At 54.9% G+C, this 11,505-nt stretch carries 8 protein-coding genes and 2 pseudogenes; 5 read left to right on the top strand and 5 right to left on the bottom strand.

The genetic code is table 11. From position 1 onward, the window contains the following. Positions 1-185: hypothetical protein (locus tag Q363_RS43225; protein WP_035357022.1), on the bottom strand; the 185-nt coding region annotated here is incomplete at its 3' end. Between the two features lie 408 nt (positions 186-593). On the opposite strand from Q363_RS43225, the gene Q363_RS27345 reads away from it, so the two are divergent. Continuing rightward, the gene (locus tag Q363_RS27345) at positions 594-956 is read left to right on the top strand and encodes a cytochrome b (RefSeq protein WP_281176087.1); all 363 of its coding nucleotides are present in this window, start codon (positions 594-596) and stop codon (positions 954-956) included. Between the two features lie 37 nt (positions 957-993). Here the strand turns inward: Q363_RS27345 and Q363_RS27340 are convergent, their stop codons facing one another. After that, on the bottom strand, positions 994-3,888 hold the full coding sequence (locus Q363_RS27340) for a glycoside hydrolase family 38 N-terminal domain-containing protein (protein WP_035357021.1): 2,895 nt from the start codon (positions 3,886-3,888) through the stop codon (positions 994-996). A 405-nt stretch (positions 3,889-4,293) separates the two neighbouring features. Beyond that, positions 4,294-5,682 (bottom strand): DUF2252 domain-containing protein, encoded by a 1,389-nt coding sequence (locus tag Q363_RS27335; protein ID WP_035357020.1) that lies wholly within the window; start codon positions 5,680-5,682, stop codon positions 4,294-4,296. Between the two features lie 951 nt (positions 5,683-6,633). On the opposite strand from Q363_RS27335, the gene Q363_RS46975 reads away from it, so the two are divergent. The 3 genes and pseudogenes from Q363_RS46975 (at position 6,634) to Q363_RS27320 (ending at position 10,115) form a co-directional block, all read left to right on the top strand. Further along, the gene (locus Q363_RS46975; protein ID WP_084080830.1) at positions 6,634-6,960 is read left to right on the top strand and encodes a PAS domain S-box protein; all 327 of its coding nucleotides are present in this window, start codon (positions 6,634-6,636) and stop codon (positions 6,958-6,960) included. Between the two features lie 14 nt (positions 6,961-6,974). Beyond that, positions 6,975-7,116: pseudogene (locus tag Q363_RS41340) on the top strand (IS5-like element ISCARN71 family transposase); the annotation flags it as partial. A gap of 1,280 nt (positions 7,117-8,396) precedes the next feature. Next, positions 8,397-10,115 carry a peptide-N4-asparagine amidase gene (locus Q363_RS27320; protein WP_035357016.1) on the top strand — a complete coding sequence of 573 codons (1,719 nt, stop codon included), beginning with the start codon at positions 8,397-8,399 and terminating at the stop codon, positions 10,113-10,115. Here the strand turns inward: Q363_RS27320 and Q363_RS46970 are convergent. Further along, complete coding sequence (locus Q363_RS46970) at positions 10,084-10,494, bottom strand: DUF4158 domain-containing protein (RefSeq protein WP_084080829.1); 411 nt, start codon at positions 10,492-10,494, stop codon at positions 10,084-10,086. The genes Q363_RS27320 and Q363_RS46970 overlap by 32 nt on opposite strands. Here Q363_RS46970 and Q363_RS43220 point away from each other — a divergent pair. Continuing rightward, positions 10,461-10,613 carry a recombinase family protein gene (locus Q363_RS43220; RefSeq protein ID WP_211256384.1) on the top strand — a complete coding sequence of 51 codons (153 nt, stop codon included), beginning with the start codon at positions 10,461-10,463 and terminating at the stop codon, positions 10,611-10,613. The genes Q363_RS46970 and Q363_RS43220 overlap by 34 nt on opposite strands. A gap of 761 nt (positions 10,614-11,374) precedes the next feature. Here the strand turns inward: Q363_RS43220 and Q363_RS46965 are convergent. Then, positions 11,375-11,505, bottom strand: a pseudogene (locus Q363_RS46965) (IS110 family transposase); the annotation flags it as partial.

Below are 11,505 nucleotides of genomic sequence, written 5' to 3'. Positions count from 1 at the left end.
CGGTCCTTGTTTTGGTTTTGAAAGAATCCGGCGTAGAGAAGGATGTGCGCGCCGGCTGACTCCATCCAGAGAGGGTTCTTCGCGCGAGTCAGCTGCCTCATCATGAGTTCAGCGATCTGGGTCAGATCTGCGAACTGCCGGAAATCCAGATCGCTCGGGCTGTAATCAGGAGAAAGGATTTTCATCCGATCTACTGACTGCAGGCAAAAGTGACCAAGCACGCTTGCAAGATAGACGCCTGTAGAGTCGCAAATCTGGGACCACCGTTTACTTCCTATCTCTTCGTGGAGATGTGAGGCCCAGAAGTTAAGAGCTCGTTCTTCCGTGACTCCATACAGCTCCTCAAAATGGTGAGCAGATGGCATACCTGTAACCCCACCTAACCTTTTCAACAATATGCCTATTGTCATCCTGTTCATCCTAGGTGTGGGATGTTTATTTGACCGCCGCATCCAACGGCGCATTTTCGCCTTCGTTATGCTGTCGATCTCGAAGTGTGGTCGTACTATTGCAGATGCTTTGAGGCGATAGGTTGACCACAAAACGGGGGTATCGGAAACTGAACCCGTTCTTGCCGCAAACGAGTTCCTGCTCTGTACCTTGTTTATCCATTGCTAGGCTGGGCCATGTTGTCGGCGGGGCACTTTCCGATCGTCATGTTTGGGACATTTCATCTCCCTCCGATTCTTCCCGCCAACCCGGAGGTCTTTGCCGTGTTGCGCCAGACCCACACGATGCTCGCTTATCTGCTCTTCTTCACCTTTCTTGCTCACATGGGCGCAGTGCTGTTCCATACCCTGGTGCTTCGCGACGGCATTCTGAGCCGCATGCTCCCATGGAGCGTACCTGACCCGAAGGGTCAAGTTGAACAGAAACCGCTGAAGCGGTGTAGGGAACTTCGCGGGTTCAAAGAAAAGACGACGCCAGCCGGAATTAAATTGTGGTGGAAGAGCTGAGCTCTTCCACCCTCGTTGTTTGAGAAGTGGCCACTCCCTATGGTGCCTTCTTCTCAACTCGCAATGTCAGAAGTTCCCACCCATCCAAATGGACCTCATTTCCGACGGGCTCAAGTTTTTCCTCCGCCAGATTACTCCTCCAACTCTGGACAGCTTGCGATGCTGCCCACGTTAGCTTCGCACTTCGAGGTTGACCGGAGGACTCAAACAGCCGAACGATCCATGCCTTTCGGTCTTCGCTTGGCTTGAGAGTAATTGCGATGACTTCGGCAGGTTCGATACGGAGAAGTGATTCGGATTCCTGGCTTACAGAATCGGACGGACGCGAGAGAAGTGGTTCGGACAACGCAATCGCCAAACGGCTTGCAGCGGAAGCATCATGTTTGCGATGGGGCCGGAGGGCATACCGGAAGGTCGTCGGCCCTTCCTGGTAGGCGAGGTAGTTGGTACCCCAGTGATTGTTCATCACCCACGAGTAAAACGTCTGAGTTTCATCGATGTGCTTGCGCCACACGCTTGGATCTCTTTGTGACCCGAGCATGGTCGCACTGATCTCACCAATCTCCACCAAGGGGGCATCCTGAGTGATCCAGGTGACTCCGAGGCTTTCATTGGAGACATCAACCCAGCGGCCCACCGGTAACCAATTCTTACAAGAGCCGGGGAGCTGGTCGGCCTCCGGCCGCATGTTGCCGAGTGGAATATCGAGGGTCATCTTCCCATCTGGCACTGCAAATGGGAAAGCGAATTGGATGCTCTCCTTCGATCCGCGCTGGGCGAATTCATCGCCAGGGCCGCCAACGCCGGGATGGGGATTGAGTGGCGCGCGGAGTTTGTCTACGGTATTCGCTACCTCCACATAATCCGCACCCGCGCTCAGTCGAATTCGTCGAACCAGGGATTTGCAGCCTAGTGCTGAAGACTCGATGCGAATCGATACAAGCAGCGGACCCTGTTCTTCGACAACGATGGTCGCGGTACTACTGGATTGCAGGTGGTCTACATCCTTACCTTGAAGAAATAGAAACTGGTTCAGTCTGTGTTTGCGATTGTCTGCCAGGTTTTGCTGCTCACCGTGAAGACGCAGCGCAGAGACATCCCCCGTGGATGGTTCGATCGATAACTCCAGGACGCCATTAGAGAGACGGTGATCTTTGTACGATACCGGGGTATTTGGCGCGAGCGCCTTGTTTGGTGAGAGACGGTAGCTTGCCGCAGCGAAAGCAGGAACATCTTTTACCAGCACAGCGAGTTCGCCTGTGCTGAGCCGTTGCGACGGCACCGGCTTTCCGCGACTGTCCGTTACGCGATCGCCGGCACTGGAAAGCTCATGCGAAAGATAGACGATCTCCGTCCGGCTCCACGACGAGGGATTGTGAACCTCAATCGCATTGGCACTCGATTCGGTAGCCTGAGCTCCGCCAGCTTGGGCGAGAATGTCCTTCGACAACTTGTCCGCGTCTACAGCAAAAGCCCGTTTTACGTCCCACTGCTTCTTCACAAAAGGATTTTCCGAGTCAGAGACGCTGTTCCATGCACCCCAGGTGTGTTCGGAGTACAGAAGAACATCTCGCCACGCCTCGGCATATGAGGAAGGATTGTAAGCATTGATTTTGCCAAGTGCGGTCAACGCCGCGGCCTCGTTGATCCTGTCGGCAGCATTGCGACTCATTGCCGTTTCAAGTGCAGAGGAGCCGGCTCCATCCTCCCAGTAAGGAGTGAGATCACCACGATATTGCGGCAACTGATTGCCGTACCGCTTTTCGAAGGCGGAAAAAGCTGTGCTGGTCGAGGCGATGGAGAAGCGGGGCCACTCGTATTTCTGGTTCCAGTCGCGGATCCAGTCACTCAGCTCTGGATCGGGTTCGGCATTGTCGCCGTGGCCAGACCAGCGAATGTACGAGATGTCATAGGGGTAGTGAACTTCATCCATGCGGTCCTGATACTTGGAGACCAGTTCATCACCGAGCTTCATGACGTGCGACAGCGCATATCCTGTCCATGGAACCCAGAACAAGAGCTTTTCTTTGCCCGAGGGTGAGACCCACCAGAATGGCTTGTCCTGCCATGTCACCATGAAAGTGCCAATACGGTCAAAATAGTTAGGCGCCGCGGAGAAATACCGGATGCCCGCCTGGGACATTGCTGTCACCGTTCCCCAGGAGAAGCCCGGGACGTCGCTCATCATGGCGGAGTCAACCTTAGCCCCGCAGGTGTTGCCCAGTTCTCCCGAGTAGCGAAACAGCTGCAGCAGTTCCGCTGGACGGCAGAGGCCGGTGAGTTCGTTGGCATAGGAGCCATTGATTCCGATCCACCCCTTCTGAACGGCTTCTATGAGGGCGCGGCGCGCAGATTCGTCGCTTCGTCGCATGTAGAGATCAGCTCCCCACAACACCTCCAGGTTCCAGACGAAGCGCGACCCCTCCGGATAGTCTGCCGTCTTCCGGGCCAGTTCTATACCTCGTGTGATATTGCGAATTTGCTTCTGTTCGACATCCGCTTGGAGATCGGTATAGCCCAGGTCGTGATGGGAATGCGGCAATACATAGACCAGCATCTTCCGCACCGGCTTCAGTTCAACCTGGTCGGTGAATGCCTTGCCGATGATCTCAACCGTCACAGTGGACTGTTTGGGTTGATTGACCGGCTTGAGGTAAATATCGAAGGTATGCGATCCCGTCTCGACGTTGCGCCGATCGACCTCAACGCCATCCAGCTTTGTGACTGCTTCACCCGATAGAGCCGTATCTTCGAGGTGGATTTCGAGTGGTTGATAGACCTGACCATTTTTCCGAGCGAGCGCTCGAATCGGGGTCGCCAATCGTGCCTTGGCTTTGCTCTCCCCTTGGCTGCTCTGGCCGGCGAGATTGCGGGTCCATAGCATTCCCCCTGCGGCCATCGACAAACTCTTCAACAGATCTCTGCGCTTCATCTCTTCACCTTGCGTCGGATGCCTGAATTGTTATGTGTCAAATTACCCCGGAGAGGTCCTCGACTCTATCGAGGACCTCTCCGGGGTTAGTGACTAGAAGACCAGTTTCACTGCGAACTGTACCTGGCGTCCCGGCCGGCTCTGTTGCATTAACTGGCGCACACGCGACTCGCCCTTACAGATGCTACAGATCAGGCAGCAACATCGAACAGCTTGTTGATGAATTTAATTGTGCCGGCGACCTTGGGCTTGCATTTGAGGTGATCACGCAGAGGTTCTCTATCTCGGGGTCACCAATCTCCTCGGCCTCGTCATCAGCTATTGCCGCGAAGACAAAGCACTGTCAATGTTTACAGATCGCCTGCACGACAGAGCTGCTTCTCAATCAGCAGGAACGCGTTTTCGCTATACCACGAACTCCAGACCAGCACCCTTCTCCACATCCGTTGACAAGCGCCTGGAACGAATGGCTGCCTTGAAAGTTGCAAAATCACGTTCCGCCTGGTCTGCGTAGGCTCTCGCATATTGCACCAAGGCGTCATCGAAGCGACTGGTGGATCCCAGATATCCGGCGATCATCGGCGCATCACCCGCCTTTGCGTGGGCCCGAGCTAATGCCCAGCCGCATGCGGTGGCATACCCAACCAGATTGCCGGGCCGGAAGGTTTCGAGCTCGGCGGAGACCTTCATGTCGCGGAACTGACGAACGTAGTAATCATGCCCGTGCGCTGAGCGAAACCAACCCAGAAAGATGTCGCTTGCTGCCTGCATGAGACGCTGGCCGGTAACGACACGGAAACCCTGATTGGCAAAGCGGCTCTTTCCGCGTGGCGACTCCAGCACCGACCTGCGCGCTTCCTTGGTTTGAAGGAATAGTGGCTCATCTCCTTCGGCGAAAAGCAGTCCTAGATAGCAGCGTGTCCCTACGCTGCCAACACCAACGACTTTCACCGCAGTATCGTGGAATTGATGGCGCTCGAACAGTTCAAGTCGGTCGGCCGGTAAAGATTTCCGATATCGCTCAATGTGGTTTCGGTGTTCCCGCTCGAAATTCGGCGCATTTGTTTTAAAATGGAAGAGGACTGGGGGATCGTCCTTAATTTGACGGCGTCCGTCCACAATGGCAGTGAGCTTGGGAACTACAGCCTCAGAGGTATGCGAGCGGGCCTGCTTTTGCTCCTTAGACAACAGGGCTAACGCGGCTGGATCCTTCCCGAAATGCGCCTTCAGGTCGTCGATGCTGACTTGTGCATACCACCTGTCAAGCACTTCCATTTCGGCAAACTCGGACATTCGCTCCCGGTAGGAAGCCGCAGCCGCTCGCACAACATCGTCTGCGATGCTTTTGGAAAAATTCCGGTCCCTTGCCGCCAGAACTAAGCTTGCCCCCAGCCGCTTCAGGTCCCATTCCCATGCACCAGGGAAGGTCTCATCGAAGTCGTTGATGTCGAAAACTAACTTTCGTTCAGGCGAGGCGAAGACGCCAAAGTTTGCCAGGTGGCAATCGCCGCATGCTTGAACGGCTATCCCCGACACGGGGGCGTTCGCGAGGTCTCGCGCCTGGATGATGGCTGCGCCGCGGAAGAATGTGAAGGGCGACACGGCCATCCTCTGATATTTAAGCGGGATCAGGCCTGGAATTCGATCAGCGTCCGATTCTTCCAGCCATTTGACGATGTCCTGCGACTTCGATCGGGGCTTCCACGCGGCTTGCGAGGTGCGTGGACACTTTTCGCGAAGCGCTCTTCCTTGCTTGCGCTTTTCAATCTTGGAAAACGCGATAGCAGATTCCATTTGACTCTCCGGATTATTGATCAAGTTGTAGTCGGTGAGGCCAAACGAATTAGCCCTCCTTCATGGTTAAGGTGATCGAGGCTCGTGCGAAGTGCCCTGCTTGTAAGCGCTGACTTGTGATTGCATCAGAGTTTGAGCGCGGGCCGTCTTGTAAGCGCTGTCGGCTTTCGCAAGATCACCTTGCGATTGCTCTAAATCCAGCAGCTGCTTGGTTCCGTCGGCATAGTCAGTCTCCGTCACATTAAAAAGATTCGGTAGCCGCATCCAGCACAGCCTGAGCGGCATCCTGGTCTGCAAGTGCGGTTACTACATTAGTGTAGCGCTCCAAACCTCTTGCTCCGCTTCCAGTCGCATGCTGTCCAACTGGTCGTTCGCTTGGCGAACCTCGGATTTGGTCTGCTGTAACTGATGGTAGTTTGCCGCGAGCGTCGAATGATGTCCCAATGTAAGTGACCAGATACCACGTAAGTGTTCCCATGAACGTCGCTAAATGCCGGCTGGGTGGGACTGTTCGTCACGTCGGTGTACATGTCGGAAGCAAAGAACGTGATCTTCGGAAAAAGCTTTGACCGAGCCTCTTTCTCCTCGTCCTTTTGTCTGCGGCCTCAATCAGGTCTGGGCGTTTTGCCAGTGCCTGCCGCGCAAGATCGTTTGCCGATAGTTCAATCACTTGAGGACGGCGCTGCGGAAGCGCAACAAAGGATAGAAAGCAATGGCCTCGAGAGTGGATCCTCAGCCGACGGACTCGCTGTCTTACAGACTCAAACTGTTAATGAGCGCCCCCAGGTTTCTGAGACGGAAGGGGAATCGCATGGGGCAATCGCTGCAAGCCGCGAAGTGCTGCGATGTATGATGTTTAGATGCTGCTTCCTTCTTTGAGCCTGCGCCAGACGCGATGGCCCTTGTAGACCGAAAAGGCCGGATCGTGCTCGTAAACACCGAAACCGAAAGATATTTGGATATGGGAGCGAGGAGTTGGTTGGCGAGCCGGTCGAGAAGTTCATGCCCGAACGGTTTCGGAATGGTCACCTCGTACATCGCTCCCAATACGCTGCGACTCCCCAAACCCGGCCCATGGGCGCAGGGCTGGAGCTGCTCGGACAACACCGGGACGGCCACGAGTTCCCCATAGAAATCAGCCTGGCACCGCTGGAAACCGAAGATGGGGCAAGATCGCTGACCGCGTTGAGGTGGATATCGACCTCAACGCGACGCAGGTTAGTGGACCTCGGTTGGTCTACCAAGAATAGCGAGCCATGCAAAGCGCTCCAAAACTAAGAGCCGCTTCGATGGTCACGCACGCCGACGGATACGCTGAACGCGACGCCGCGCTGTTGATGCTGCATGAGACGCAGAAGCACCGCTCGCTGGCGTATCACCGTAGGCGCGGACAAGGCCTATGACACGAAGGATTTTGTGGCCACGGCGCGTGAGAGAGTACTCCCATCCGCTTGCTGGCTAGTCGGATGTCGGTCTCGGACAAAGAGGACTGTGTCACAAGAGACCGTAGGATTGTTTCACGATGACGAGCCCGGCTCCATTCCTCAGGAGTGGCTAGCTCGTGCGAGGGATTTTCCGTCATCCAAACGCCTCAAGGATCATTGCAAATTCGTCCACAAGTTAAATGCAGGACTCTCGAGGTTAAGCGCAGAAAAGCAACGTGAAAATGTCTACAAGTTTAGTGCAGCAGCCTACAGGTTTAGTTAGTGCAGTGTCTACAGATTACGTGCAGCACGCAAGCTGCTGAAAACGCACAAAACTTTGTCTACAGGTAAAGTACAGCGCGACAGCGGTCTGCGCCTGGGAATGCTGGCCCAAAATTCCCAGAGTGCAGACCAGAACTGCGGCAGCCAGTGAAAACCGATGCATCAATCGATTAAGAGAGGAAGGGACAAGCCTAAAGGGAGAACGCACAACGGTAGAAAGGTTCACGAACAAAGCTCCAAGACAAAATAGTGCAAAAGAAACGTACAAAGTGTGGATAGATAATTTCCATCAGGCGGTCGAATGCCATTGGATCGCCTGATCGCCAGGAGAGAAGCAAACCCGTAATCTGCATCTCCTGTTCAGACACAGATGAACTTCGTCCAGACTGTTTTCAAACTGGATCATGCGGGTCATCTGTATCGATAGTTTTCATGGTCAAAGTATGGGAGGCTTGAGTCATACCGCTCTTCGCCAGAATTACTTTCAAGCAATCAATTGCATAAGTTAATGATTTTGGATGAGGCTAATCGGGACATCGTGAGGCTAATCGGGACATCGGTATATGTCAACACGTTTATCTATCTTTTTATTTCTTTTTGCACTTAGAATTTGTTAGCTGAATTTAATAACAGAAGATAGCGAGATATACCGGGATGAATTACAAAACAGTGACAGAAAAGTGATAATTCAATAACAACAGCTGCATGGCCCGCACCTATAATGTTCCGCGCACGGGCCGAGTAACTAAATCGACGTGCATATGAACAATAAGGAAAGCATAAGTATGCGTTCAGTAAATCGCCGTTCTTTAGGATACCTTCCTAAGCGTACATAAACACCTGCAGGCATTCCGTACTTATCGATCCGATCATTAGTGGCAAGATCACAGCTTTAGTCCACGATCAGTAATTCCGCCCGATTTCGCTCATATGAACAGCTAATTTGTACAAGTGTTTCACTCCCATGATATTTTCAATGCGCATTTGAAACTCCTCCAAGGATGTGCCATGCGCAAACTTTTCCCCAGTTGTCTCGGCGCGGCTCTCGCCGCTCTCGCCGTCGTTCCCGCTCTCACGCACGCGCAGGTCGTCACCGTGCCCACTACCCCCCAAATCGGTTCGTCCAATCCTGCTCCCGCCGATCCTCTCGTCCCGCGTCCCAACACCAAGCCCTGCATCGTGCAGCTTTTCACGAACTTTGCCTTTGACGATTTCACCCCGAAAACTTTCAACTACACGCCTCCCGCATCATGCCCCGGCCCGTGGGCCAAAGTCGTCTTCACCGCCGACTTCACCGTCCAGGCCGGCCGTCAGTTTGACCGCACCGCCGCTTTCTATCTTGGTCACGCCAACATCTATTTCGGAACGACCGCCGAGCCCCGCTCCAATCTGAGCCCTTCGTGGCACGTTGAGCGCGATGTCACCGACCTCTCCGCCATCTTCAAGGCCCCGCAAATCGGCGAGGCTAACCTCGGCAACTTCGTCGGAGTCTCCGGCGGCACCGACTTCAACAGCGTCATTTTCGCCAACGCCGCGCTTGAGTTCTTTCCCGCGTCCTTCCCCGATGCTGCACCGCGCACCGCCGATATCGTCGTTCCCGTCAACGGAACCGGAGGCGATGCGGGCACCCTCAACACCACCGCCGACAGCATCAGCCAGACGCTTAACCTTCCAACCAACGTCGAAAGCGTCTACCTCGACGTGATTGCGCAAAGCCAGATTAACGATGAATTCTGGTACTTATGCGTGCCCAACAGCGAAGACAACAACCTCGAGAGCTGTGGCGGCACTGCTTTCCGCGAAACTGAAGTGAGTATCGACGGTAAACCCGCCGGAGTCGCGCCTGTCTACCCCTGGATCTTCACCGGCGGAATCGATCCTTTCCTCTGGGAGCCCATCCCCGGCGTGCAGACGCTCAACTTCAGGCCCTACCGCGTCGACCTCACTCCCTTCGCTGGGCTCCTCTCTGACGGCAACACCCATACCGTGTCTGTCAGCGTCTTCAATGCCAACTCCTTCTTCTCCGCCACAGCCAATATGTTCGTCTTTACCGATCACGGCTCGGCGCACGTAACGGGCGGCGTCACCACCAACACGCTCTCCGCTGCCCCTACACCCACAATCAATAACAACATCAACTTCAATCCAGCGACCAAACACTTCACCGGCAGCATCGATACCAGCTCGACCCGCACCTTCACCATCGCCGGATTCGTCAACACCTCGCACGGCCGCGTCGACACTACTGTCCAGGAGACCGTGAGCTTCGTGAATAATCAGCAGTTCGACGTTAACCCCACTACGGGCTCTCCGGACAATCAGAACGTGCAACAAACCACCACCGTCGACTCTGAGACCACCACGCACGCCGGGCCATTCGAGAGCAAGCGCGAACAGCACTTTACCTATCCGGTCACCATCGACTTCGCTTTGAACGTCAACCCCGATGGAAGCTTCTCCCAGACTACCAGCGTCAACCAGCAGTTCCTGCTCGACAAAAAAGAGCATGTCAACGGCTCCGCCGTCTTCAGGAGCACCGAGAACAACCACGTCCAATCGCAGGACACGTTAGCCGTTGACGCAAACGGCAATCGGAGCCTGACCCCCAGTTCCACCCAGACCTTCCTGTTCCAGGACTCGAAGGGAACCTGCGTCAGCCGTACCCTTACCTCGGCCAATAACGTCCTCACCGGAGTCAGCACCGGCCAGGGCTGCGAAACTCACTGAATCTTGGAATTTGGAGTGTCCCACGTCTCGCTCCTGAGACGTGGGGCATAGAAAAGCGGAAGACATCCACTGCAAGGATCTGTCGCATAAGGGGGATAGGATGGCAGCATGAGAAAGAAGTTAGAGCAGTTCCCGCTCTAAACGGGCAATAGAGAGGACGCCCCCTATTGCTCGGGAAGCGTCCGTTCGCTTGAAAGAACTTCAGCAGGAGGGCGAAGCCCACGCGACCGGGACCGCTCTTGTTCATGAGGAGCACAAGCTCGCTGGGCGCGAGTGTCCAGTGCTCGATCAGCTCATCCTGTGTCCAGTCTCGAGCCTTCGCAAAAAATCTCCAGGAGATTACGGGTGGAGCGCGCCAGTCGGTCGATCGTGGAAACAATCAGCAACGCGGGCGCGCGCTTCCAGTCACTTTCCGAACCCTGGGCTGACACTACCACGCATGCCGGCAAGATGATCATGACTATTTTCGTGGGCATAGCGGATTCGAACGCGATTTGATTCGGGAGCGCACTGGGGCTGGTCGCGCAGACGCAAAAAGACGCGGAGTACGTTTTGGTCGACCCAAAAAGATGAATGAGGAGCAACGAAACCTCGGCTGCCGACTCATCAAGGAAGGAAATGCGTTTCAGAGGTCGCCAGAACGTTCAGCATCCACCCAGCCACCCTTTATCGAGTCCTCGCTCCTAAAGCCTGAAAGCTCGGAAAAACTGAAAATCGGATGCTGAATTACGACGAGTTCTGCCACGTTAGCATTATCCTCGTCGAAGGCGTGACGGAATGTTTACTGATGAGTCGCTGACGCATAGCCGACCATATGCTCGCAACCCGAGATGCGAACGCATTCGCCTGGACCGGAAGAGACCACATCAGAACATTCGCGAACGCTGGGTCAAAAACACCGAAAGCGATTGGGAGCGGCAAAGCGCCTTGTGACGATCAGGCGCCCCAGACGTCATAGAGAGGGCAGAACAGACAAGAAGCTATAATTGAAGCCTCGTCTGCATACATGTTTTCAGTGTCGCTGGGGGGAAGAGGAAATGATCCGGCGCGGTTACGTACTCCTTGGACTTCTCTCCATATTTTCGAAGCAATCCGCTCCACTTCATCGTTCATCTCCAAAATCTGCTGCTCCAGGTCCTTCCACTCGCACCACAGCATCGCGACCAGGTGGCGCATCCTCGGGGTGAGGTTCTCGTTCGCGTTCTCAAGCACCTCCGGGATGGCCTCCTTCAGCCGAATCGGGCTCTTCGCAAACACCATGCCGCGTTCCAACAGGAAAGCTCGAATCTGGTTGATCACAGAGGTTCTTCGCGCCATCAGCCGATCCCGCACCCGGTGCAGCGCCTGCAGATCGAGCTGATCATCGGTCTTGATCGGAACAAACCGCATG

The sequence above is a fragment of the Edaphobacter aggregans DSM 19364 genome, from assembly GCF_000745965.1.
Taxonomy (GTDB): Bacteria; Acidobacteriota; Terriglobia; order Terriglobales; family Acidobacteriaceae; genus Edaphobacter; species Edaphobacter aggregans.
This window is presented reverse-complemented; position numbering and strand designations above follow the sequence as displayed.